23 protein-coding genes are annotated in these 24,641 nt (G+C 71.2%); 21 read left to right on the forward strand and 2 right to left on the reverse strand.

Annotation, left to right across the window (positions count from 1 at the left end; all coding sequences use genetic code 11):
• Positions 1 to 25: 25 nt before the first annotated feature.
• Positions 26 to 2,221: an ATP-binding protein gene (locus IE185_RS06165; RefSeq protein ID WP_189714770.1), complete on the reverse strand. Its 2,196-nt coding sequence runs from the start codon at positions 2,219 to 2,221 to the stop codon at positions 26 to 28.
• Between the two features lie 145 nt (positions 2,222 to 2,366).
• Between IE185_RS06165 and IE185_RS06170 the strand changes: the two genes are divergently transcribed.
• The 15 genes from IE185_RS06170 (at position 2,367) to nusB (ending at position 15,747) form a co-directional block, all read left to right on the forward strand.
• Complete coding sequence (locus IE185_RS06170) at positions 2,367 to 2,798, forward strand: DUF948 domain-containing protein (RefSeq protein WP_138897878.1); 432 nt, start codon at positions 2,367 to 2,369, stop codon at positions 2,796 to 2,798.
• A 7-nt stretch (positions 2,799 to 2,805) separates the two neighbouring features.
• Entirely contained in the window at positions 2,806 to 3,117 is a 312-nt protein-coding gene (locus IE185_RS06175; protein ID WP_138897877.1) for a DUF6167 family protein, read from the forward strand.
• Positions 3,117 to 5,786 carry an alanine--tRNA ligase gene (gene alaS, locus IE185_RS06180; RefSeq protein WP_138897876.1) on the forward strand — a complete coding sequence of 890 codons (2,670 nt, stop codon included), beginning with the start codon at positions 3,117 to 3,119 and terminating at the stop codon, positions 5,784 to 5,786. Before IE185_RS06175 ends, alaS begins: the two co-directional genes overlap by 1 nt.
• Positions 5,786 to 6,250: a Holliday junction resolvase RuvX gene (ruvX, locus tag IE185_RS06185; protein WP_138897875.1), complete on the forward strand. Its 465-nt coding sequence runs from the start codon at positions 5,786 to 5,788 to the stop codon at positions 6,248 to 6,250. The genes alaS and ruvX overlap by 1 nt, the downstream gene beginning before the upstream one ends.
• Before the next feature lie 128 nt (positions 6,251 to 6,378).
• Positions 6,379 to 8,061: an endolytic transglycosylase MltG gene (gene mltG, locus IE185_RS06190; RefSeq protein ID WP_189714772.1), complete on the forward strand. Its 1,683-nt coding sequence runs from the start codon at positions 6,379 to 6,381 to the stop codon at positions 8,059 to 8,061.
• The gene (locus tag IE185_RS06195) at positions 8,058 to 8,885 is read left to right on the forward strand and encodes a shikimate dehydrogenase (protein ID WP_138898956.1); all 828 of its coding nucleotides are present in this window, start codon (positions 8,058 to 8,060) and stop codon (positions 8,883 to 8,885) included. The genes mltG and IE185_RS06195 overlap by 4 nt, the downstream gene beginning before the upstream one ends.
• Positions 8,886 to 8,927: 42 nt before the next feature.
• On the forward strand, positions 8,928 to 9,116 hold the full coding sequence (locus IE185_RS06200; RefSeq protein ID WP_138898957.1) for a hypothetical protein: 189 nt from the start codon (positions 8,928 to 8,930) through the stop codon (positions 9,114 to 9,116).
• A gap of 129 nt (positions 9,117 to 9,245) precedes the next feature.
• The gene (aroC, locus tag IE185_RS06205; protein ID WP_138906979.1) at positions 9,246 to 10,430 is read left to right on the forward strand and encodes a chorismate synthase; all 1,185 of its coding nucleotides are present in this window, start codon (positions 9,246 to 9,248) and stop codon (positions 10,428 to 10,430) included.
• Positions 10,431 to 10,468: 38 nt separating this feature from the next.
• On the forward strand, positions 10,469 to 10,951 hold the full coding sequence (locus tag IE185_RS06210) for a shikimate kinase (RefSeq protein WP_138899011.1): 483 nt from the start codon (positions 10,469 to 10,471) through the stop codon (positions 10,949 to 10,951).
• Complete coding sequence (gene aroB, locus IE185_RS06215) at positions 10,948 to 12,039, forward strand: 3-dehydroquinate synthase (RefSeq protein WP_138899009.1); 1,092 nt, start codon at positions 10,948 to 10,950, stop codon at positions 12,037 to 12,039. Before IE185_RS06210 ends, aroB begins: the two co-directional genes overlap by 4 nt.
• Positions 12,036 to 12,482, forward strand: a complete 447-nt coding sequence (gene aroQ / locus IE185_RS06220) for a type II 3-dehydroquinate dehydratase (RefSeq protein WP_138899010.1) — start codon at positions 12,036 to 12,038, stop codon at positions 12,480 to 12,482. The genes aroB and aroQ overlap by 4 nt, the downstream gene beginning before the upstream one ends.
• A gap of 120 nt (positions 12,483 to 12,602) precedes the next feature.
• On the forward strand, positions 12,603 to 13,481 hold the full coding sequence (locus IE185_RS06225) for a Pro-rich N-terminal domain-containing protein (RefSeq protein WP_189714774.1): 879 nt from the start codon (positions 12,603 to 12,605) through the stop codon (positions 13,479 to 13,481).
• 91 nt (positions 13,482 to 13,572) lie between these two features.
• Positions 13,573 to 14,679 (forward strand): aminopeptidase P family protein, encoded by a 1,107-nt coding sequence (locus tag IE185_RS06230; RefSeq protein ID WP_138894956.1) that lies wholly within the window; start codon positions 13,573 to 13,575, stop codon positions 14,677 to 14,679.
• Positions 14,680 to 14,749: 70 nt separating this feature from the next.
• Positions 14,750 to 15,316: an elongation factor P gene (gene efp / locus IE185_RS06235; protein ID WP_138894955.1), complete on the forward strand. Its 567-nt coding sequence runs from the start codon at positions 14,750 to 14,752 to the stop codon at positions 15,314 to 15,316.
• 2 nt (positions 15,317 to 15,318) lie between these two features.
• Positions 15,319 to 15,747, forward strand: coding sequence for a transcription antitermination factor NusB (gene nusB, locus IE185_RS06240; protein WP_069929707.1), 429 nt, complete (start codon positions 15,319 to 15,321; stop codon positions 15,745 to 15,747).
• Positions 15,748 to 15,959: 212 nt separating this feature from the next.
• On the opposite strand, the gene bldD is transcribed toward nusB, so the two are convergent.
• Positions 15,960 to 16,460, reverse strand: a complete 501-nt coding sequence (gene bldD / locus IE185_RS06245) for a transcriptional regulator BldD (RefSeq protein WP_138894954.1) — start codon at positions 16,458 to 16,460, stop codon at positions 15,960 to 15,962.
• A 195-nt stretch (positions 16,461 to 16,655) separates the two neighbouring features.
• Between bldD and pyrR the strand changes: the two genes are divergently transcribed.
• The 6 genes from pyrR (at position 16,656) to carB (ending at position 24,618) form a co-directional block, all read left to right on the forward strand.
• Positions 16,656 to 17,231, forward strand: a complete 576-nt coding sequence (gene pyrR, locus IE185_RS06250; RefSeq protein ID WP_138894953.1) for a bifunctional pyr operon transcriptional regulator/uracil phosphoribosyltransferase PyrR — start codon at positions 16,656 to 16,658, stop codon at positions 17,229 to 17,231.
• A 96-nt stretch (positions 17,232 to 17,327) separates the two neighbouring features.
• Entirely contained in the window at positions 17,328 to 18,314 is a 987-nt protein-coding gene (locus IE185_RS06255; RefSeq protein WP_138894952.1) for an aspartate carbamoyltransferase catalytic subunit, read from the forward strand.
• A gap of 2 nt (positions 18,315 to 18,316) precedes the next feature.
• A complete protein-coding gene (locus IE185_RS06260; protein WP_138894951.1) occupies positions 18,317 to 19,603 on the forward strand; it encodes a dihydroorotase in 1,287 nt (428 codons plus the stop codon).
• Positions 19,600 to 20,181, forward strand: coding sequence for a PH-like domain-containing protein (locus IE185_RS06265; protein WP_138894950.1), 582 nt, complete (start codon positions 19,600 to 19,602; stop codon positions 20,179 to 20,181). The genes IE185_RS06260 and IE185_RS06265 overlap by 4 nt, the downstream gene beginning before the upstream one ends.
• Positions 20,178 to 21,314, forward strand: coding sequence for a glutamine-hydrolyzing carbamoyl-phosphate synthase small subunit (gene carA / locus IE185_RS06270; RefSeq protein ID WP_138894949.1), 1,137 nt, complete (start codon positions 20,178 to 20,180; stop codon positions 21,312 to 21,314). Before IE185_RS06265 ends, carA begins: the two co-directional genes overlap by 4 nt.
• A complete protein-coding gene (gene carB, locus IE185_RS06275) occupies positions 21,307 to 24,618 on the forward strand; it encodes a carbamoyl-phosphate synthase large subunit (protein WP_138894948.1) in 3,312 nt (1,103 codons plus the stop codon). The genes carA and carB overlap by 8 nt, the downstream gene beginning before the upstream one ends.
• The last annotated feature ends 23 nt before the right edge of the window (positions 24,619 to 24,641 follow it).

Genomic DNA, 24,641 nt, shown 5'->3' on the forward strand with positions numbered 1-24,641 from the left:
CGGCCGCAGTAGTCGGGCACGTGCCTCAGCCCGTCGTCTCCCCGTTCCGCACGGAACGGGAGGCGGCGGGCTCGCGCGTGTGCGGGGCGGCGCCGCGCGCCGTCGTGGTCGCCGCGCGCGGCCGGGGCGGGACGGGTGCCGGGCGGGGAGGCCCTTCGAGAGCCCTGACCACCGCCGCGTCCAGGGACAGCGAGGCGCCCTCGCACCGGAACGCCTCGTACCGGCCGTCACCGAGGCGCTCGCGTGCCTTGCGCTCGCAGAGCGCGTGCGGCGCGTTGTAGTACGCCGAACCGAACAGCGGCAGGCCCACCGACGGCCAGATCCGTTCGGCCGCCCCCTGGAGCACGGCCGCCTCCGCCGGATCGCCGGCGTCCAGGGTGACCAACGCCAGCAGCTCCAGGGCCAGTACCACGCCGAGCAGGTCGTGGAACGCGTGGTCGATCGCCAGGCACTCCAGCAGCAGGTCGCGCGACCGGTCCAGCCGGCCGTCCGTGTGCGCGGCGTAGGCCAGGACGTACAGCGCGTACGCGAGAGCCCAGCGCTCCCCGTGGTCCTCGCAGACCTCGGTGACCTCCTCGCAGATCGCCACGGCCTGGGCCAGGTCGCCACGGAAGGCAACGGCCATCGCCAGTTCGATCCGCGCCATCAGCACATTGCTGTTCAGCTCGCCGATCTCCTCGTACCGCGTCAGCGCCTCACGCAGCAGCTCCTCGGCACGCGCCATGTCGTCGGAGACCAGCGCCAGGCAGCCCGAGCGGTGCACGGCGTACGCCGCCGCCGACGCGTTCGCGCTCAGCTCCGCGCCGTCGCGGCACTCCTGCAGGGCGGCGAGCGCCCCGATGGCGTCGCCCTGGAGCACGGCCACGTAACCGAGCACCCACAGCGCCTTCAGCCGGTGCGCCTCGTGCTCGCCCTCCGGCTCCAGCGCGTGGTCCAGCCAGTGCCGGCCCTCCGCCAGCCGCCCGCAGCCGACCCAGTAGAACCACAGGGTGCCCGCCAGGTACTGGCCCAGGTGCACGTCCTGGGGATGCTCGAGCGAGTACTCCATCGCCCGGCGCAGATTGGGCAGTTCACTGTCGACGCGCGCGGCGACATCGGCCTGCCGGGGGCTGAACCAGTCCAGCTCGCACCACGTCGCGAGCCCCAGGTACCAGTCGCGGTGCCGGCGGTGCACGCGCTCCGCGTCGCCCATGGCCACCAGCCACTCGGCGCCGTACTCCCGGACGGTGTCGAGCATCCGGTACCGGACACCGGCCGCCGAGTCCTCGCGGATCAGGACGGACTGCGCGATCAGATCGGTGATCAGGTCGAGGACGCCGAGCACACTGTCGTCCAGGAGCTCCGGGCCGCCGCAGACGTACTCGGCCGCCTCCAGGTCGAACGGCCCCGCGAACACGGACAGGCGCGCCCACAGCAACCGCTGCTCGGGCGTGCACAGTTCATGGCTCCAGCCGATCGCGGTGCGCAGGGTCTGGTGGCGGGGGAGGGAGCCCCGGGCCGATCCGGTCAGCAGCCGGAAACGGTGGTCGAGCCGGTCGAGCACCTGCTCGACGGAGAGGGCCGTCAGCCGGCCCGCCGCCAGTTCGAGCGCCAGCGGAATCCCGTCCAGGCGACGGCACAGCTCGTGCACGGCGTCGCTGTCGGCCTCCGTCAGCCGGAACCCGGACCGCCCGGCGGCCCGGTCGGTGAAGAGCCGTACCGCCTCCGGGCCGGGCATCGGCGGCAGTGCGAAGGTCTGTTCGCCGTCGACGCACAGCGGCAGCCGCCCGGTGGCCAGCACGGTCAACCCGGGCGCCCGCCGCAGCAGCTCCCTGGTCAGCCCGGCGACGGCGTCGACGAGGTGCTCGAAGCCGTCGAGCACGAGCAGCGTCCGGCGCCCCGCCAGATGCTCCGCCAGCACCGCGCGCGGCGGCTTGCCGGAGTGGTCGGTCAGCCCCAGCGCCTCGGCCAGCGCGTGCTCCAGCAGCCCGGGGTCCGTGAGCGCGGACAGCTCGGCGAGCCGGACGCCGTCGCAGTACCGTTCCTGCGCCTCGCACGCGGCACGCAGGGCGAAACGGGTCTTGCCGACGCCGCCGACCCCGGTCACGGTGACCAGCCGGGCCTCCTCCAGCAGGCGGCCCAGTTCCAGCAGTTCCGCGCGGCGCCCGACGAACCGGTTCAGCTCAGCCGGGAGTCCGCCGTGCGCGGGGGAGTGGGACACGGGAGGGGAAGTGCGTCGCATAGGACACGGAGCGTACCGATCCGTAAGCACTCCGTACAATCGGGCCGGACGGCCCCCGCCCCCGGCCTCAATGCGGTACGGACCCGGAGCCCCGGCGCGATAGGCTCGCAGAACGACTTTTCTCAATGTCAGGGAGCGGTGCAACGTGTCCGGTGGAGAGGTGGCCGGCATCCTGGTTGCCGTCTTCTGGGCGATCCTGGTCTCCTTCCTCGCCGTGGTTCTGGTGAGGCTGGCCCAGACGCTGAGGGCGACGACCAAGCTTGTCGCGGACGTGACCGAACAGGCCGTCCCGCTGCTGGCGGACGCGTCCGCCACCGTACGGTCCGCGCAGACCCAGCTCGACCGGGTCGACGCCATCGCGACCGACGTCCAGGAAGTCACCTCGAACGCGTCCGCGCTCTCGACGACCGTCGCGTCGACCTTCGGCGGCCCGCTCGTGAAGGTCGCCGCCTTCGGGTACGGCGTCCGCCGGGCGCTCGGCCGCGACAAGGACGCTCCGGCTCAGCAGCCGTCGCGTCGCACCGTGATCGTCGGCCGGACCGTGCCGTCCGCCCGGCGCAGGAAGCGGAAGGGCTGAAGCCGCAATGTTCCGCCGTACGTTCTGGTTCACCGCGGGCGCTGCCGCCGGTGTGTGGGCCACCACCAAGGTCAACCGCAAGCTCAAGCAGCTGACGCCCGAGAGCCTCGCCGCGCAGGCCGCCGACAAGGCGGTCGAAGCAGGCCACCGGCTCAAGGAGTTCGCGCTCGACGTCAAGGCCGGCATGGCGCAGCGCGAAACCGAACTCGGCGAGGCGCTCGGCCTCGAAGCGCGGAACGACCCGCAAGCCGTCGAGTACCGACGCGTCGCCGCTCTCGACCACACCAAGCATTCGTACAACCGGAATGAGGACCACTGATGGAGTCGGCTGAAATCCGCCGCCGCTGGCTGCGCTTCTTCGAGGAGCGCGGACACCACGTCGTGCCTTCGGCGTCGCTCATCGCGGACGACCCGACCCTGTTGCTGGTCCCCGCGGGCATGGTGCCCTTCAAGCCGTACTTCCTCGGCGAGGTCAAGCCGCCCGCCCCGCGCGTCACCAGCGTGCAGAAGTGCGTGCGCACGCCGGACATCGAAGAGGTCGGCAAGACCACCCGCCACGGCACCTTCTTCCAGATGTGCGGCAACTTCTCGTTCGGCGACTACTTCAAGGAAGGCGCCATCTCGTACGCCTGGGAGCTGCTCACCAGCTCCGTGGCGGACGGCGGCTTCGGGCTCGACCCCGAGCGGCTGTGGATCACGGTCTACCTCGACGACGACGAGGCCGAGCAGATCTGGCGCGACAGGATCGGCGTACCGGCCGAGCGCATCCAGCGCCTGGGCAAGAAGGACAACTTCTGGTCCATGGGTGTCCCCGGGCCCTGCGGCCCGTGCTCCGAGATCAACTACGACCGGGGCCCCGAGTTCGGCGTCGAGGGCGGCCCGGCCGTCAACGACGAGCGCTATGTGGAGATCTGGAACCTGGTCTTCATGCAGTACGAGCGCGGCGCCGGCGACGGCAAGGAGGACTTCCCGATCCTCGGCGACCTGCCGTCGAAGAACATCGACACGGGTCTCGGCCTCGAACGTCTCGCCATGATCCTGCAGGGCGTGCGGAACATGTACGAGACCGACACCCTGCGCGTCGTCATGGACAAGGCCACCGGGCTCACCGGAGTCCGCTACGGCGCCGACGCCGGCTCGGACGTCTCGCTGCGCGTCGTCGCCGACCACATCCGTACGTCGGTGATGCTCATCGGCGACGGCGTGACCCCCGGCAACGAGGGCCGCGGCTACGTGCTGCGCCGCATCATGCGCCGTGCCATCCGCAACATGCGCCTCATGGGCGCCACGGAGCCGGTCGTCGCCGAGCTCGTCGACGTGGTCGTCACGACCATGGGCGAGCAGTACCCGGAGCTGCTGACCGAGCGCAAGCGCATCGAGACGGTCGCCGTCGCCGAGGAGGCCGCGTTCCTCAAGGCCCTCAAGGGCGGCACCAACATCCTCGACACCGCCGTGACGGAGACCAAGGCCGCCGGCGGCCAGGTCCTCTCCGGCGACAAGGCGTTCCTGCTCCACGACACCTGGGGCTTCCCGATCGACCTCACCCTCGAGATGGCCGCCGAACAGGGCCTGTCCGTGGACGAGGACGGCTTCCGCCGCCTGATGAAGGAGCAGCGGGACCGCGCCAAGGCCGACGCCAAGGCCAAGAAGACCGGCCACGCCGACGTCTCCGCCTACCGCGAGGTCGCGGACAACTCCGGCTCGACGGAGTTCACCGGCTACACCCACACCGAGGGCGAGTCGACCATCGTCGGCCTGCTCGTCGACGGACTGCCCTCGCCGGCCGCCACCGAGGGCGACGAGGTCGAGGTCGTCCTCGACCGCACGCCGTTCTACGCCGAGGGCGGCGGCCAGCTCGCCGACACCGGCCGCATCAAGCTGGACACGGGCGCCGTCATCCAGATCCGCGACGTGCAGCAGCCGGTCCCGGGCGTCTCCGTCCACAAGGGGTCGGTCCAGGTCGGCGAGGTGACCGTCGGCGCCTCCGCCTACGCCGCCATCGACCTGAAGCGCCGCCGCGCCATCGCCCGCGCCCACAGCGCCACGCACCTGACCCACCAGGCGCTGCGCGACGCGCTCGGCCCGACGGCCGCCCAGGCCGGTTCGGAAAACTCGCCGGGCCGCTTCCGCTTCGACTTCGGCTCGCCGAACGCCGTACCGGGAACCGTGCTGACCGACGTCGAGCAGAAGATCAACGACGTGCTGGCCCGGGAACTCGACGTCCAGGCCGAGGTCATGTCGATCGACGAGGCCAAGAAGCAGGGCGCCATCGCCGAGTTCGGCGAGAAGTACGGCGAGCGCGTGCGCGTCGTGACCATCGGCGACTTCTCCAAGGAGCTGTGCGGCGGCACGCACGTCCACAACACCGCCCAGCTGGGCCTGGTGAAGCTGCTCGGCGAGTCCTCGATCGGCTCCGGCGTACGGCGCATCGAGGCCCTGGTCGGCGTCGACGCGTACAACTTCCTGGCCCGTGAGCACACGGTCGTCGCCCAGCTCCAGGAGCTGGTCAAGGGCCGTCCGGAGGAGCTGCCGGAGAAGATCTCCGGGATGCTCGCCAAGCTCAAGGACGCCGAGAAGGAGATCGAGAAGTTCCGCGCGGAGAAGGTCCTCCAGGCCGCCGCCGGTCTCGCCGCCGGTGCCAAGGACGTGCGCGGCGTCGCGGTCGTCACCGGTCAGGTACCGGACGGTACCTCGGCCGACGACCTGCGCCGGCTCGTCCTGGACGTACGCGGCCGCATCCCGTCCGACCGCCCGGCGGTGGTGGCGCTCTTCACCACCGCCAACGGCCGCCCGCTGACCGTCATCGCCACCAACGAGGCCGCCCGCGAGCGCGGTCTCAAGGCCGGCGACCTGGTCCGTACGGCGGCCAAGACCCTCGGCGGCGGCGGTGGCGGCAAGCCGGACGTGGCCCAGGGCGGCGGCCAGAACCCGCAGGCCATCGGTGACGCCGTGGCCGCGGTCGAGCGCGCCGTGGGCGAGAGCGCCTGATGCGACGCGGCCGTCGGCTCGCGATCGACGTCGGGGACGCCCGCATCGGGGTCGCCTCGTGCGACCCCGACGGGGTGCTGGCCACGCCGGTGGAGACCGTGCCGGGACGCGACGTCCCGGCCGCCCACCGGCGGCTCGGGCAGCTCGTCGAGGAGTACGAACCGATCGAGGTCGTGGTCGGCCTCCCTCGCTCCCTCAGCGGGGGCGAGGGGCCGGCGGCCGTCAAGGTCCGGGCGTTCGCCCAGGAGCTCGCTCGCGGCATCGCACCCGTCCCGGTGCGACTGGTTGACGAGAGGATGACCACAGTGACGGCCAGTCAGGGGCTGCGCGCTTCGGGCGTGAAGTCCAAGAAGGGCAGATCTGTGATCGACCAGGCGGCCGCGATCGTCATCCTTCAGAACGCCCTGGAGGCCGAACGGGTCTCCGGGAGTCCCCCGGGCGAGGGCGTCGAAGTGGTTGTCTGATCGCGATACGGTAACGTTCCGCGCGATGCGGCGGTGTTCGAACAGCTGCCGCACAAAGAAGAGGCGGACCGGATGCCGTGCCCCCACGCGCGAAGCAGCCACCGCCTCGCGGCACACTATGGGGTTTCATGACTGAGTACGGCCGGGGCGCAGGCCACGAACCGTGGCATCCCGAGGACCCGTTGTACGGGGACCAGGGGTGGGCAGGGCAGCAGGCCGAACAGGGCACGCAGGACCCGTACGGCGGCCAGCCACAGCACTACCAGCAGGAGCCGCAGCAGTACCAGCACGACGCGCAGCAGCAGCAGTATCAGCACGAGCAGCAGCCGCAGCCGCAGCAGCCGTACTACGACGGCGGGCAGCACTACGCCGAGCAGCAGCAGTACGGCCACAACGGCGGCTGGGACACGCCCCAGCAGCAGGAGCCGGTGCCGTACGGGATGAACCCGGCGGCCGACCCCTACGCCGGCCAGCAGCCCGCCTACGGCGCCGACGGGAACGACTACTACGCCGCGCCCGACGCGTACCCCCCGCCGCAGCCTCCCAACCAGCGCCGCACCCCCGAGCCGGAACCGACGGCCGAGTGGGACGCGGAGCAGGAGGCCCCGGAGAAGCACCCCTTCTTCACGGGCGCCGACGAGGGCGACGACGCGGAACCGGACCAGCCCCGCGAGCCCCGGCGCGGCCGGGGCGGCAACGACCGCCGCGGCGGGAAGCCCAAGAAGAAGAGCCGCAACGGGACGGCGTGCCTGTTCGTCGCGGTGGTCCTGGTCGGCGGTGTGGGCGGCCTCGGCTACTTCGGATACCAGTTCTATCAGGACCAGTTCGGTGCTCCCGAGGACTTCGCGGGCAGCGGCACCGGTTCCGTCGAGGTCGAGATCCCCAAGGGCGCGGGGCTGGGGCAGATCGGCAGCATCCTCGCCCGCAAGGGAGTGGTCAAGAGCTCGGGTGCCTTCGTGTCGGCGGCGACGGCCAACCCGAAGAGCCAGGGAATCCAGCCCGGCGTCTATCCGATGAAGAAGGAGATGTCCGGCAAGGCGGCCGTCGATCTCATGATCAACCCGTCGAACCTGAACGCCCTCATCGTCAAGGAGGGCGAGCGGAACGTCGGGATCTACGAGGCGATCGACAACAAGCTGAAGCTGGACGCCGGTACCACGGAGGACGTCGCCGAGAAGGAGTTCAAGGACCTCGGCCTGCCCGAATGGGCCAACGACGACCCCGACATCAAGGACCCGCTGGAAGGCTTCCTCTACCCGTCGCGGTACGACATCGGCAAGAAGTCGACGCCCAAGTCCGTGCTCAAGGAAATGGTGACGCGGGCCAAGGCGAAGTACGAGGCCGCGAACGTCGAAGCCGAGGCGCAGAGGCTCGGGCTCGACTCGCCGATGCAGCTGATCACGGTGGCGAGCCTCGTCCAGGTCGAAGGCAAGTACAAGCACGACTTCGAGAAGGTCTCCAGGGTCGTCTACAACCGGCTCAAGCCGAACAACACCGAGACGGTGGGACGGCTCGAGTTCGACTCCACGATCAACTACATCAAGGCCGAGAGCAGGCTGGACATCGGGGCCGTCGACAGCCTGCGCCAGATCAAGGACCCGTACAACACGTACGACATCAAGGGCCTGCCGCCGGGCGCCATCAGCAACCCCGGCGCCGACGCGCTGCACTCGGCGATCAACCCGAAGCCCGGCCCCTGGTACTACTTCGTGTCGGTCACAGCGGACAAGACGCTCTTCGCGGTGACCAACGCCGAGCACGAGAAGAACCGGCGGCAGTACGAGGAAGAGCTGGAGAAGTCCGGACAGTGAGCACGCCCCGACGCGCGGCCGTCCTCGGCTCGCCCATCGCCCACTCCCTCTCGCCGGTGCTCCACCGCGCCGCGTACGCGGAACTCGGGCTCGCCCACTGGTCGTACGACCGCTTCGAGGTGGACGAGGCCGGGCTCCCGCGCTTCTTCGCGGAGCTCGACGCGTCCTGGGCGGGGCTGTCCCTGACCATGCCGCTCAAGCGGGCCGTCATCCCGCTGCTCGACGAGATCAGCGACACGGCGGCCGCCGTCGAGGCGGTCAACACCGTGGTCTTCAGGGAGGACGGCCGGCGCCTCGGCGACAACACCGACATCCCGGGGATGATCGCCGCCCTGCGTGAAAGGGGCATCGAGAAAGTCGACTCCGCCGCGGTCCTCGGCGCCGGGGCCACCGCCTCGTCCGCCCTGGCCGCGCTCTCCCGGCTGTGCACCGGCCCGGTGACGGCGTACGTCCGCAGCCCCGCCCGGGCCGACGAGATGCGGCAGTGGGGCGAGCGGCTCGGAGTCGACGTACGGATCGCCGACTGGGCCCAGGCGGACCGGGCGTTCGACGCGCCGCTCGTCGTCGCCACCACCCCGGCCGGCACGACCGACGCGTTGGCCGGAGCCGTGCCGGACCGCCCCGGCACGCTGTTCGACGTGCTGTACGAGCCGTGGCCGACGGCGCTCGCGGCGGCCTGGTCCGCCCACGGTGGCGCGGTCGTCGGCGGCCTCGACCTGCTGGTCCACCAGGCCGCGCTCCAGGTGGAGCAGATGACGGGCCGCGCCACCGCGCCGCTCCCCGTCATGCGGGCCGCGGGTGAGCGCGCACTCGCCGCCCACTAGGATCTGCGGAGAGAACCGCAGGTCACAGGGGGAGAAGCGATCATGAGCAGGGCGGCGGAGCAGACGCTGGCGGCGCCGGACCTGCTGAAGCTGACGCTGTACCTCCTGCCGGAGTGGCTCCGTATCGCGCTCGGCGCGGCCGTTCTGCTCCTGATGACGGCCTACGGCATCGGCCGGCTGAGGCGCGCCGTGGCGGCGCGGCGGAGCCCCTCCGCGCGTCCCGCGGAGTGAGAAGGTCGTCCGACTGATGGACCGGCGGCCGGGACGGGCGCCCGGTCGTGGGAGGATCAGGGGTGGCGGGCCAGGGCCGCGCACCCGGTCGCGCCGTCGCAGTTCCAGGCGCGAGCATGAGGAGCACCGTTGAGCAGGTTGCGCTGGCTGACCGCGGGGGAATCCCACGGCCCCGCACTCGTGGCGACGCTGGAGGGCCTTCCCTCCGGTGTCCCCGTCACCACGGAGATGGTGGCGGACGCGCTCGCCCGGCGGCGGCTCGGCTATGGGCGCGGCGCGCGGATGAAGTTCGAGAGGGACGAGGTCACGTTCCTCGGCGGCGTACGGCACGGCCTGACGATGGGCGGCCCCGTCGCCGTCATGGTGGGCAACACCGAATGGCCCAAGTGGGAGCAGGTCATGGCGGCCGACCCCGTCGACCCCGACGAGCTGGCCCAGCTGGCGCGCAACGCGCCGCTGACCCGCCCGCGCCCCGGCCACGCCGACCTCGCCGGCATGCAGAAGTACGCCCTGGACGAGGCCCGGCCGGTACTGGAGCGCGCGAGCGCCCGCGAGACCGCCGCCCGCGTCGCGCTGGGCACCGTCGCGCGGTCGTACCTGAAGGAGACCACCGGCGTCGAGATCGTGTCGCACGTCGTGGAACTGGCCGCGGCCAAGGCGCCGTACGGCGTGCTTCCCGTGCCCGCCGACGAGGCGCGGCTCGACGAGGACCCGGTGCGCTGCCTGGACGCCGACGCGTCGAAGGCGATGGTCGCGGAGATCGACCAGGCACACAAGGACGGCGACACGCTCGGCGGCGTCGTGGAGGTGCTGGCGTACGGCGTGCCCGTCGGCCTCGGCTCCTTCGTGCACTGGGACCGCCGGCTCGACGCCCGGCTCGCCGCCGCGCTGATGGGCATCCAGGCGATCAAGGGCGTCGAGGTCGGCGACGGCTTCGACCTGGCCCGGGTGCCCGGTTCCAAGGCGCACGACGAGATCGTTCCCACCGCCGAGGGCGTACGCCGCACCTCCGGGCGGGCCGGCGGCACCGAGGGCGGCATGTCCACCGGCGAGCTGCTGCGCGTACGGGCCGCGATGAAGCCCATCGCCACCGTGCCGCGCGCGCTGGCCACCATCGACACCGCCACCGGCGAGGTCGCGGCGGCCCACCACCAGCGTTCCGACGTGTGCGCCGTCCCGGCGGCCGGCATCGTGGCCGAGGCCATGGTCGCGCTGGTCCTCGCGGACGCCGTCGCGGAGAAGTTCGGTGGCGACAGCGTCGGCGAGACCCGGCGCAACGTCCAGGGTTACCTCGACAACCTGGTCGTGCGGTGAGCGAGGCAGGCGGCCCGCTGGTCGTGCTCGTCGGGCCCATGGGGGTCGGCAAGTCGACCGTCGGGGAGCTCCTCGCCGCGCGGCTGAACGTGCCGTACCGCGACACGGACGCCGACATCGTCGAGGCCGAGGGCCGGCCGATCGCCGAGATCTTCGTCGACGAGGGCGAGGCCCACTTCCGCGAGCTGGAGCGGCAGGCCGTACGGGCCGCTCTCGCCGCGCACCCGGGCGTACTCGCGCTCGGCGGCGGCGCGGTCATGGACGACGGCACACGTGCGGCCCTGGCCGGGCTGCCCGTCGTCTACCTCTCCATGAAGGTCACCGAGGCGATCAAGCGGGTCGGGCTCAACACGGCACGCCCGCTGCTGGCCGTCAATCCGCGACAGCAGTGGAAGCAGCTGATGGAATCGCGCCGTCATCTGTACACCGAGGTCGCCCACGCGGTGGTCGAGACGGACGACCGCACCCCCGAAGAGGTCGCGCAGGCAGTCCTCGACGCACTCGAATTGAAGGAAGCATGACGGAGCAGGCAGTCACCCGTATCCAGGTCGGCGGCAGCGAGGGCGCGGAGCCGTACGAGGTGCTGGTCGGCCGGCAGCTGCTCGGTGAGCTGCCCGGGCTGATCGGCCGCGCCCAGCGCGTCGCCGTCCTGCACCCGGAGGCGCTCGCCGGCACCGGCGAGGCGATCCGCGAGGACCTGGCGGCCCAGGGGTACGAGGCCATCGCGATCCAGCTGCCGAACGCGGAGGAGTCCAAGACCGTCGAGGTCGCGGCGTACTGCTGGAAGGCGCTCGGGCAGACCAACTTCACCCGCACCGACGTGATCGTGGGCGTGGGCGGGGGAGCCACGACCGACGTGGCCGGTTTCGTCGCGGCCACCTGGCTGCGCGGGGTGCGCTGGATCGCCGTACCCACGACCGTGCTCGGCATGGTCGACGCGGCTGTCGGCGGCAAGACGGGCATCAACACCGCCGAGGGCAAGAACCTCGTCGGCGCCTTCCACCCGCCTGCCGGCGTGCTCTGCGACCTGGCGGCACTGGACTCGCTGCCGGTCAACGACTACATCAGCGGCCTCGCCGAGATCATCAAGGCCGGCTTCATCGCCGACCCGGTGATCCTCGACCTGATCGAGGAGGACCCCGCGGCGGCCCGTACGCCCCAGGGGACGCGCACCGCCGAGCTGATCGAGCGCGCCATCCGGGTCAAGGCCGACGTCGTGTCGAGCGACCTGAAGGAATCCGGACTGCGCGAGATCCTCAACTACGGTCACACGCTGGCGCACGCCATCGAGAAGAACGAGCGCTACAACTGGCGCCACGGCGCGGCCGTCTCCATCGGCATGGTCTTCGCCGCCGAACTGGGCCGCCTCGCCGGCCGGCTCGACGACGCGACCGCCGACCGCCACCGCACGGTGCTGGAGTCGGTCGGGCTGCCGCTGGCCTACCGGGGCGACCAGTGGCCCAAGCTGCTGGAGACCATGAAGGTCGACAAGAAGTCGCGCGGCAACCTGCTGCGCTTCATCGTCCTGGACGGGCTCGCCAAGCCGACCGTCCTCGAAGGCCCCGACCCGGCGGTGCTGCTCGCCGCCTACGGCGAGGTGTCCAAGTGACCGCCGCCCGGCGCGTGTTGGTCCTGAACGGACCCAACCTGGGCAGGCTCGGCTCGCGCGAGCCCGACGTGTACGGCGCGACGTCGTACGCCGGGCTCGTCGAGGAGTGCGGACGGCTCGGCAAGGAGCTCGGCTTCGACGTCGACGTACGGGAGACCAACGACGAGGGGGAGCTGATCCGCTGGCTGCACGAGGCCGCGGACGAGTCAATTCCGGTCGTTCTCAACCCGGGTGCCTTCACGCACTACTCGTACGCGATGAGGGACGCGGCGGCCCAGCGCACCGCGCCGCTCATCGAAGTGCACATCTCGAACCCGTACACCCGCGAGGAGTTCCGCCACACGTCGGTGGTCGCCGCGGTGGCCAGCGGTACGGTCGCGGGCTTCGGGATCGGCTCCTACCGCCTCGCCCTGCGCGCCCTCGCCGAGGAACTCGGCGGCTGACGGGGCACTCTGGACCTGCCCCCGCCGTTCACAGTAGAACGGCGGGGGCAGGTACCTTTCGGTAGGCCCGGGCCGTCCTGGTCCGCCAAGAGTCGCCTGTACGAGACGGAGTCGCACCGGATGCAGCACGCAGTGGGGGCTCCGCTGCCACCGCCCCAGAGGCCCGCCGCAGGGTGGGCACACGGCGCCCCGCAACCCGCCGGACCGCACGCGGGCCCGCCTCCCGGCCCCGCAGGGCCTCCCGGGCCCCCAGGGCCGCCCCACCCGCCCCAGGCGCCACAGGTCCCCGCGCCTCCCGGCTGGAGCGGTCCCGTCCAGCAGCACGCCCAGCACGCCTCCGTGCCGCCGGGCCGGGAGATCACCGGGCACGTGCAGCTGCCGCCGGGCGGGCCGGTCCCCGTCCCGGCGCCGCCGCACGCCGCCGCGCCCACGGACACCGGCACCACCACGCTCGCGGTGCTGCTCATCGGCCCCGCCGGCGCGGGCAAGACGACCGTCGCCCGGCACTGGGCGCGGCACCGCCGGGTGCCGACCGCCCACATCAGCCTCGACGACGTACGCGAATGGGTGTGCTCGGGGTTCGCCGACCCGCAGTCCGGCTGGAACGACCAGTCCGAGGCCCAGTACCGCCTCGCCCGCCGCACGTGCGGCTTCGCCGCCCGCAACTTCCTCGCCAACGGCATCTCGTGCATCGTCGACGACGCGGTCTTCCCGGACCGCCCCGTCGTCGGGCTCGGCGGCTGGAAGCGGCACGTGGGGCCGGGGCTGCTGCCGGTCGTCATCCTCCCCGGCCTGGAGATCGTGCTGGAGCGCAACGCGCAGCGCAGCGGCAACCGGCGCCTGTCCGACGAGGAAGTCGCCCGGATCCACGGCCGGATGGCCGGGTGGTACGGCTCCGGGCTGCCGATCATCGACAACTCGCAGTACGACGTGCCGACCACGGCCCGCGTCCTGGACGAGGTGCTCGCCCGCTCCATAGCCAGCCCGCCCGCCTGGTAGAGCCACCGTGACCTCCCGCCGGCGCGCCCCACGCCGCCCGGTCGGACGCGCTGAACCGGCCGGACGCGGGCGGCGCTCGTACGCTCGAACCATGTCAGAGCTGTATGCGGTCCGCCGTGGACGGCTGCGCGACCGGTGTGCCGCTGCCGGCAGCGCCGCCTCGCTGGTCTCCCGTCCCGCCAACGTCCGCTACCTCGCCGGCGGGGCGCCGCCCGGCGCCGTACTGCTGCTCGGGCCGGACGAGGACGTCCTGATCTGCCCCGGTACGTCGGTGCCCGACCCGGGGGAGGGCCGCCCCGACGACCGGCTGCGGATCACCGTGCTACCCGCGCCCGGAGGCGACACCGTCGTCGCGGCGGCGCGCACGGCCGCGGCGGCCGGCGCCGAGTCGCTCGCCGTGGAGGAGACCCACCTGACCGTCGCCCGGCACCGGGCTCTGGGCTCGGTCGCACCCCGGCTGCGCCTGGGCGACCTGTCGGGCGCCGTCGAGCAGCTGCGGATCGTCAAGGACGAGGAAGAGATCGCGTCCCTGCGGATCGCGGCCGAGATCACCGACCAGGCGCTCGGAGAGCTGCTCGAATCGATCCTGGTCGGCCGGACCGAGCGGCACCTCGCGCTGGAGCTGGAGCGCCGCCTGGTCGACCACGGCGCGGACGGGACCGCCTTCCCCACGTCGGTCGCCACCGGTCCGAACGCGGGCCTGGGCCGGCACCGGCCCTCGGACCGACGCGTCGAGGAGGGAGATTTCCTCTCGGTCTGCCTCGGCGCCAACTACCGCGGCTACCGGTGCGAGATCGGCCGTACCTTCGTCATCGGCACGACGCCCGCCGACTGGCAGATCGAGCTGTACGAGGTCGTATTCGCCGCTCAGCGGGCGGGCCGGGAGGCGCTCGTACCGGGTGCGGAGTACCGCGAAGTCGACCGCGCGGCCCGCCACGTACTCGCCGCCGCGGGCCACGGCGAGGGGCTCGCGCCGAAGACCGGGCACGGTGTCGGGCTCGAAATCGAGGAGGACCCGCAGTTGGCACCTGCGGCCATGGGTAAACTGGACGCTTGTGTGCCGGTCACCGTCGAACCGGGGGTCCACCTCCCGGGCCGGGGCGGTGTCCGGATCGATGACACGCTCGTCGTACGCCCCGACGCGGACGGCGGACCCGAGCTACTCACCATCACGACCAAGGAGCTGCTCGCGCTGTAGCCCAGCGCCACAGTGCGACCCCCAGGTCACAGCAGCCCCACCAGCCTTCAGTCCAGGAGATTCCGCAACCGTGGCTTCCACGAACGACCTCAAGAACGGCATGGTGCTCAAGCTCGACGGGGGCCAGCTCTGGTCCGTCGTCGAGTTCCAGCACGTCAAGCCCGGCAAGGGCCCTGCCTTCGTGCGCACCAAGCTCAAGAACGTGCTCTCCGGCAAGGTCGTCGACAAGACCTTCAACGCCGGCGTGAAGGTCGAGACGGCCACCATCGACCGACGCGACATGCAGTTCTCGTACATGGACGGCGAGTACTTCGTCTTCATGGACATGGACACGTACGACCAGCTCATGGTCGACCGCAAGTCCGTCGGCGACGCCGCCAACTTCCTGATCGAGGGCTTCACCGCCTCCGTCGCCCAGCACGAGGGCGAGGTGCTGTACGTCGAGCTGCCCGCCGCGGTCGAGCTGACCGTCAAGCACACCGACCCGGGCGTCCAGGGCGACCGCTCCACCGGCGGCACCAAGCCGGCCACGCTGGAGACGGACCACGAGATCCAGGTCCCGCTCTTCATCACCACCGGTGAGAAGATCAAGGTCGACACCCGCACGAGCGATTACCTCGGCCGGGTGAACAGCTAACCGTGGCTGCCCGGAACACGGCGCGCAAGCGCGCCTTCCAGATCCTCTTCGAGGCCGACCAGCGCGGTGAGTCCGTGCAGACGGTCCTCGCGGACTGGATGCGGCACGCCAGGACCGACACCCGTCAGCCGCCGGTCAGCGAGTACACGATGCAGCTCGTCGAGGGGTACGCGCAGTACGCGGACCGCATCGAGGACCTCATGGCCACGTACGCGGTCGACTGGGAGATCGACAGGATGCCGGTCGTCGACCGGAACATCCTGCGGCTCGGCACGTACGAGCTGGTGTGGATGGACGAGACGCCCGACGCGGTGGTGATCGACGAGGCGGTGCAGCTCGCCAAGGAGTTCTCCACCGACGACTCACCGTCCTTCGTGAACGGTCTCCTCGGCCGTTTCAAGGACCTCAAGCCGAATCTGCGGCGCGAATAGGTCCGTCGCCCGGCCCAAGACGGCTGAAAGGCCCCCGGCACGCCTCACGGCATGCCGGGGGCCCTTTCGTCTTTGCCGGGTCGGTGCCCGGGCAGTGTTCTGAGGGGCAGCGGGGCGGGCAAAGCGGCAAAAGCGACGAGAAAACGCCGGGGCGGACGGAAGTGAAAGCTTCCGCCGACCCCGGCGTTACGTTTCTGCTGGCGCCGCTCGACCTAGATGTCGTCGTGGGAGACCGCGCGGCGCGCGTCCGCGTCGAGCACACCCCAGCTGATGAGCTGCTCGGTCAGGACCGAGGGCGACTGGTCGTAGATGACGGCGAGCGTGCGCAGGTCGTCCTGGCGGATCGACAGCACCTTGCCGTTGTAATCGCCGCGCTGTGACTGGATCGTCGCCGCGTAGCGCTGGAGCGGGCCCGCCTTCTCGGCCGGCACGTGGGCCAGGCGCTCGAGATCCAGGCGGAGCTTCGGCGGCGGCTCGGCGGCGCCGCCGGGCGTCGTGCCCGGCAGCAGCTCCTGCACCGGTACGCCGTAGAAGTCCGCGAGCTCGGCAAGGCGCTGCACGGTCACGGCGCGGTCGCCGCGCTCGTACGAGCCCACCACGACGGCCTTCCAGCGGCCCTGGGACTTCTCCTCGACACCGTGGAGGGAAAGGCCCTGCTGGGTGCGGATGGCGCGGAGCTTGGCCCCGAGCTGTTTTGCGTATTCGCTGGACATATGGCTCCCCGGACGCAGACTGGTAACTCACTGTGAGGTTACGCAGCGTTACTTGGGTGCGTCAAGCCGAATGGGGCCAGACCGCCTACTCGTGGGGTCTCGCAAGGGTTGCCGAATAGTGCTGGTACCGTGGTGACGCAATTTCGACGTCCTTTAAGGTCCGTCCCGTGAGGCGGAGAAGGAGGTCCGTTTCCAATGGACACGGTTGAATCCGATGCTCCGCGCCCCGTACTCGAGGGCCCTGACATCGAGCGGGTACTGACCCGCATCGCCCACGAGATCGTCGAGCGCGCCAAGGGCGCGGACGACGTGGTGCTCCTCGGCATCCCCACCCGCGGTGTCTTCCTGGCCCGCCGGCTGGCCGCCAGGCTCGAACAGATCACCGGCCGGAAGATGCCGGTGGGCTCCCTCGACATCACCATGTACCGCGACGACCTGCGCATGCGCCCCGCGCGGGCCCTCGCCCGCACCGAGATCCCCGGTGACGGCATCGAGGACCGGCTCGTCGTCCTCGTCGACGACGTGCTGTTCTCCGGCCGTACGATCCGCGCCGCGCTCGACGCGCTCGGCGACATCGGCCGCCCGCGCGCCGTGCAGCTCGCCGTCCTCGTCGACCGGGGCCACCGCGAACTGCCGATCCGCGCCGACTACGTCGGCAAGAACCTCCCCACGTCGCTGCGGGAGACGGTCAAGGTCCAGCTCTCCGAGGAGGACGGCCGCGACGCCGTGCTGCTCGGCCTCCAGCAGACCGCTCAGGTCGGCGAGCAGTAGCGCATTCCCGTACGGGCCCGGACCACCCGGGGCCGCGCACCGGTCTGCCCTCCTGCCCGCCTCCCCACACGCCCCTGACGAACCACGGAGCACCAGATGAAGCGTCACCTCATCTCGGCCGCCGACCTCACCCGCGACGACGCCGTGCTGATCCTCGACACCGCCGAGGAGATGGCCCGCGTCGCGGACCGGCCGATCAAGAAGCTGCCGACCCTGCGCGGACGTACGGTCGTCAACCTCTTCTTCGAGGACTCGACCCGCACCCGCATCTCCTTCGAGGCCGCCGCCAAGCGCCTCTCCGCCGACGTCATCAACTTCTCCGCCAAGGGCTCGTCCGTCTCCAAGGGCGAGTCGCTCAAGGACACCGCGCTGACCCTGGAGGCGATGGGCGCCGACGCCGTCGTCATCCGGCACCACGCCTCCGGAGCCCCCTACCGCCTCGCGACGTCCGGCTGGATCGACGGCGCGGTCGTCAACGCGGGCGACGGCACGCACGAGCACCCCACCCAGGCGCTCCTCGACGCCTTCACCATGCGCCGCAGGCTCGTCGGCCCCGACGCCGGAATAGGGCGTGACCTGGACGGACGCCGGATCACCATCGTCGGCGACGTACTGCACAGCCGCGTGGCGCGCTCCAACGTCCACCTGCTGCACACCCTCGGCGCCGAAGTGACCCTGGTGGCCCCGCCCACGCTGGTCCCGATCGGCGTCGAGCACTGGCCGTGCCAGGTTTCGTACCACCTCGACGAGGTGCTGCCGAAGTCGGACGCGGTCATGATGCTGCGTGTGCAGCGCGAGCGGATGAACGCCGCCTTCTTCCCGACCGAGCGCGAGTACTCGCGGCGCTACGGCCTGGACGGCGACCGGATGGCCCGGATGCCCGAGCACGCCATCGTCATGCACCCCGGCCCGATGAACCGCGGCATGGAGATCACCGCGCAGGTCGCCGACTCCGACCGCTGCACGGCCGTCGAGCAGGTCGCCAACGGCGTCTCGACCCGGATGGCCGTGCTGTACCTCCTGTTGGGCGGCAACGAGTCCGCCATCAGCCCTGCCCCCGCACGCACCGAGGAGAACAAGTAACGATGAGCAAGATCCTGATCCGCGGTGCGAAGGTACTGGGCGGCGAGCCGCAGGACGTCCTGATCGACGGCGAGAGCATCGAGGCGGTCGGAACCGGCCTGAGCGCCGAGGGCGCGACCGTCGTCGAGGCCGAGGGCAAGATCCTGCTGCCCGGCCTCGTCGACCTGCACACCCACCTGCGCGAGCCGGGCCGCGAGGACTCCGAGACCGTCCTGACCGGTACGAAGGCCGCCGCCGTCGGCGGCTTCACCGCCGTGCACGCGATGGCCAACACCTTCCCGGTCGCCGACACCGCCGGCGTCGTCGAGCAGGTCTGGCGCCTCGGCAAGGAGTCGGGCTACTGCGACGTGCAGCCCGTCGGCGCCGTCACCGTCGGCCTGGAGGGCAAGAAGCTCGCCGAGCTCGGCGCCATGCACGACTCGGCCGCCGGGGTGAAGGTCTTCTCCGACGACGGCAAGTGCGTCGACGACGCCGTGATCATGCGCCGCGCGCTGGAGTACGTGAAGGCCTTCGACGGCGTCGTGGCCCAGCACGCCCAGGAGCCCCGCCTCACCGAGGGCGCCCAGATGAACGAGGGCGTCGTCTCCTCCGAGCTGGGTCTCGGCGGCTGGCCGGCCGTCGCAGAGGAGTCGATCATCGCCCGCGACGTCCTCCTCGCCGCCCACGTCGGCTCGCGCGTCCACATCTGCCACCTGTCCACGGCCGGCTCGGTGGAGATCGTCCGCTGGGCCAAGTCCAAGGGCTGGAACGTCACCGCCGAGGTCACCCCGCACCATCTCCTGCTCACGGACGAGCTGGTCCGCACGTACAACCCGGTCTACAAGGTGAACCCGCCGCTGCGCACCGAGGCCGACGTCATGGCCCTGCGCGAGGCGCTCGCCGACGGCACCATCGACTGCGTCGCCACCGACCACGCCCCGCACCCGCACGAGGACAAGGACTGCGAGTGGGCCGCGGCCGCCATGGGCATGGTCGGTCTGGAGACCGCCCTGTCCGTCGTCCAGCAGACGATGGTCGACAGCGGCCTCCTCGACTGGGCGGGCGTCGCGGACCGCATGTCGTTCCGCCCGGCGGCCATCGGACGCCTGGAGGGCCACGGCCGTCCCGTCTCGGCAGGCGAGCCCGCCAACCTCACGCTGGTCGATCCGGCTTACCGTGGAGCCGTGGACCCCTCGGGCTTCGCCTCCCGCAGCCGCAACACCCCCTACGAGGGCCGTGAGCTGCCGGGACGCGTCACCCACACCTGGCTGCGGGGCCGCGCAACGGTCGTCGACGGGAATCTGGCGTGACACCTCTCATCCATCTGGCCGCAGGCGCCGTCGCCGCGGAGCGCAAGTCGGCCGAAGTGACCGACTGGGCCGCCCGCATCGGCTGGGTCGTCGGGCTGCTGCTCTTCATCGCGCTCGTGTACTGGCTGATGCGCCAGGGCTGGAAGTGGCGCGCCGTCCTCCAGTCCGACCTGCCGGAGCTCCCCACCGCGCCCGACGCGCCGGGTGAGGCGAAGCTGAGCATGAGCGGCCGGTACCACGGCTCCACGACCGCCGGGCAGTGGCTCGACCGGATCGTGGCCCACGGCCTCGGCACGCGCAGCCGCGCCGAGCTGACCCTGACCGACGCGGGACTGGACGTCGTACGCCCCGGGGCGGCCGACTTCTTCGTACCGGCCGGGCAGCTCCGCGAGGCGCGGCTCGACAAGGGCATCGCGGGCAAGGTCCTCGCCGAGGGCGGCCTGCTGGTCGTCACCTGGCAGCACGGCGACAAGCTGATCGACTCCGGCTTCCGCTCCGACCGCGCGGCCGAGCACACGGCCTGGGTCGAGGCCATCAACTCCATGACACGTATTTCTACGGAAGGCACCGCACGATGACGATCTCCACCCGGGGAGCCGCCAAGGCTCCCGCCGTACTCGTCCTGGAGGACGGCCGCAGCTTCCGCGGCCGTGCCTACGGGGCCGTGGGGGAGACCTTCGGCGAGGCGGTTTTCAACACCGGCATGACCGGCTACCAGGAGACCCTCACCGACCCGTCGTACCACCGCCAGGTCGTCGTCATGACGGCCCCGCACGTCGGCAACACCGGTGTGAACGACGAGGACGACGAGTCGAAGAAGATCTGGGTCGCCGGATACGTCGTACGCGACCCCGCCCGCATCCCGTCCAACTGGCGCTCCAGCCGCTCGCTCGACGAGCAGCTCACCGAGCAGGGCATCGTGGGCATCAGCGGCATCGACACCCGCGCCCTCACCCGCCACCTGCGCGAGCGCGGCGCGATGCGCGTCGGCATCTTCTCCGGCGAGGCCCTGGCCGACGAGCAGACGCTGCTCGCCCGTGTGCAGGAGGCCCCCCAGATGGTGGGCGCCTCGCTCGCCGCCGAGGTCTCCACCGACGAGCCGTACGTCGTCCCCGCCATCGGTGAGAAGAAGTTCACCGTCGCCGCGATCGACCTCGGCATCAAGGGCATGACCCCGCACCGGATGGCCGAGCGCGGCATAGAGGTGCACGTCCTGCCGGCCACCACCACGGTCGAGGAGGTGTACGCCGTCGCCCCCGACGGAGTCTTCCTCTCCAACGGCCCCGGCGACCCGTCCACGGTCGACCTCACCGTCGTCAAGGCCGTCCTGGACCGCAAGACACCGCTCTTCGGCATCTGCTTCGGCAACCAGATCCTCGGCCGGGCGCTCGGCTTCGGCACGTACAAGCTGAAGTACGGCCACCGCGGCATCAACCAGCCCGTGCAGGACCGCACGACCGGCAAGGTCGAGGTCACCGCGCACAACCACGGCTTCGCCGTCGACGCCCCGCTCGACAAGGTCTCCGAGACCCCGTACGGGCGCGCCCAGGTTTCCCACGTCTGCCTGAACGACGACGTGGTCGAGGGCCTCCAGCTCCTCGACCAGCCCGCGTTCAGCGTCCAGTACCACCCCGAAGCAGCAGCGGGCCCGCACGACGCCGCGTACCTGTTCGACCGCTTCGTACAGCTCATGGAGGGCCAGCGTGCCTAAGCGCACCGATATCCAGTCCGTCCTGGTCATCGGCTCCGGTCCGATCGTCATCGGCCAGGCCGCGGAGTTCGACTACTCCGGCACGCAGGCCTGCCGCGTCCTCAAGGCCGAGGGCCTGCGCGTCATCCTGGTCAACTCCAACCCGGCGACGATCATGACCGACCCGGAGATCGCCGACGCCACGTACGTCGAGCCGATCACCCCGGAGTTCGTCGAGAAGATCATCGCCAAGGAGCGCCCCGACGCGCTGCTGCCGACCCTCGGCGGCCAGACCGCGCTCAACACCGCGATCTCCATGCACGAGCAGGGTGTGCTGGAGAAGTACGGCGTCGAGCTCATCGGCGCCAACGTCGAGGCCATCCACAAGGGCGAGGACCGCGACCTCTTCAAGGGCGTCGTGGCGGCCGTCAAGGCCAAGATCGGTTACGGCGAGTCCGCCCGCTCGGTCATCTGCCACTCCATGGACGACGTCCTCGCGGGCGTCGACACGCTCGGCGGCTACCCCGTCGTCGTCCGCCCCTCCTTCACCATGGGCGGCGCCGGCTCCGGCTTCGCCCACAACGAGGACGAGCTGCGCCGCATCGCCGGACAGGGCCTCACGCTCTCGCCGACCACCGAGGTGCTCCTGGAGGAGTCCATCCTCGGCTGGAAGGAGTACGAGCTGGAGCTGATGCGCGACAAGAACGACAACGTCGTGGTCGTCTGCTCCATCGAGAACTTCGACCCGATGGGCGTGCACACCGGCGACTCCATCACCGTCGCCCCGGCGATGACGCTGACCGACCGCGAGTACCAGCGGCTGCGCGACGTCGGCATCGCGATCATCCGCGAGGTCGGCGTCGACACCGGCGGCTGCAACATCCAGTTCGCCGTCAACCCCGACGACGGCCGGATCATCGTCATCGAGATGAACCCGCGCGTCTCGCGTTCGTCCGCACTGGCCTCCAAGGCGACCGGCTTCCCGATCGCGAAGATCGCCGCCCGTCTCGCCGTGGGCTACACGCTCGACGAGATCCCGAACGACATCACCGAGAAGACCCCGGCGTCCTTCGAGCCCACGCTCGACTACGTCGTCGTCAAGGTGCCCCGCTTCGCGTTCGAGAAGTTCCCGCTCGCCGACGCCACCCTCACCACCACCATGAAGTCGGTGGGCGAGGCCATGGCCATCGGCCGCAACTTCACCGAGGCGCTCCAGAAGGCCCTGCGCTCGCTGGAGAAGAAGGGCAGCCAGTTCGCCTTCACCGGCGAGCCGGGCGACAAGGCCGACCTCCTGGAGATCGCCAAGGTCCCCACGGACGGCCGCATCAACACCGTCATGCAGGCCATCCGGGCCGGTGCCACCCCCGAGGAGATCTTCGACGCCACGAAGATCGACCCGTGGTTCGTCGACCAGATGTTCCTGATCAAGGAGCACGCGGACGACCTCGCCGCCGCCGAGAGGCTCGACCCCGAGCTGCTCGCCGAGGCCAAGCGCCACGGCTTCTCCGACGCCCAGATCGCCGGCATCCGCGGCCTGCGCGAGGACGTCGTACGCGAGGTCCGGCACGCGCTCGGCGTGCGCCCGGTCTACAAGACGGTCGACACCTGCGCCGCCGAGTTCGCCGCGAAGACGCCGTACTTCTACTCCTCGTACGACGAGGAGTCCGAGGTCGCGCCCCGCGAGAAGCCCGCCGTGATCATCCTGGGCTCCGGCCCGAACCGCATCGGCCAGGGCATCGAGTTCGACTACTCCTGCGTCCACGCCTCCTTCGCGCTCAGCGACGCGGGCTACGAGACCGTGATGGTCAACTGCAACCCGGAGACCGTCTCCACCGACTACGACACCTCCGACCGCCTGTACTTCGAGCCGCTGACGCTCGAGGACGTGCTGGAGATCGTCCACGCCGAGACCCTCGCGGGCCCGGTCGCCGGCGTCGTCGTGCAGCTCGGCGGCCAGACCCCGCTGGGTCTCGCCCAGGCGCTCAAGGACAACGGCGTACCGGTGGTCGGCACCCCGCCGGAGGCCATCCACGCCGCCGAGGACCGCGGCGCGTTCGGCCGCGTGCTCGCCGAGGCCGGCCTCCCGGCCCCCAAGCACGGCACCGCGACGACCTTCGACGAGGCCAAGGCCATCGCCGACGAGATCGGCTACCCGGTCCTGGTACGCCCGTCGTACGTGCTCGGCGGACGCGGCATGGAGATCGTGTACGACGAGACGCGCCTGTCCTCGTACATCGCGGAGTCCACCGAGATCAGCCCCACCCGCCCGGTCCTCGTCGACCGCTTCCTCGACGACGCGATCGAGATCGACGTCGACGCGCTGTACGACGGCACCGAGCTCTACCTCGGCGGCGTCATGGAGCACATCGAGGAAGCCGGCATCCACTCCGGCGACTCCGCCTGCGCGCTGCCCCCGATCACCCTCGGCGGCTTCGACATCAAGCGGCTGCGGATCTCCACCGAGGCCATCGCCAAGGGCGTCGGCGTACGCGGACTGATCAACATCCAGTTCGCCATGGCCGGGGACATCCTGTACGTCCTCGAAGCCAACCCGCGCGCCTCGCGCACCGTCCCGTTCACCTCCAAGGCGACCGCAGTGCCGCTCGCGAAGGCCGCCGCCCGCATCTCGCTGGGCGCGACCATCGCCGAGCTGCGCGCGGAGGGCATGCTGCCGAAGACCGGCGACGGCGGCACGCTGCCGCTCGACGCGCCGATCTCCGTCAAGGAGGCCGTGATGCCGTGGAGCCGCTTCCGCGACATCCAGGGCCGTGGCGTGGACACCGTCCTCGGCCCGGAGATGCGCTCGACCGGTGAGGTCATGGGCATCGACTCGGTCTTCGGCACGGCGTACGCCAAGTCGCAGGCCGGCGCGTACGGCCCGCTGCCGACGAAGGGCCGGGCGTTCATCTCGGTCGCCAACCGGGACAAGCGCTCGATGATCTTCCCGGCGCGCGAACTCGTCGCCCACGGCTTCGAGCTGCTCGCCACCTCCGGCACGGCCGAGGTGCTCAAGCGCAACGGCATCAACGCCACCGTCGTACGCAAGCAGAGCGAGGGCCAGGGCCCGCAGGGCGAGCGGACGATCGTCCAGCTCATCCACGACGGCGAGGTCGACCTCATCGTCAACACGCCGTACGGCACGGGCGGCCGCCTCGACGGCTACGAGATCCGTACGGCCGCCGTGGCGCGCAGCGTCCCGTGCCTCACGACGGTCCAGGCCCTCGCGGCCGCCGTCCAGGGCATCGACGCGCTCACCCACGGCGACGTGGGCGTGCGTTCCCTCCAGGAACACGCGCGACACCTGACCGCGGCCCGCGAGGTCTAGCGGCCCAGGAGGGGGACACCGGT

The sequence above is a fragment of the Streptomyces chryseus genome (genome assembly GCF_014650755.1).
Classification (GTDB): domain Bacteria; phylum Actinomycetota; class Actinomycetes; order Streptomycetales; family Streptomycetaceae; genus Streptomyces; species Streptomyces chryseus.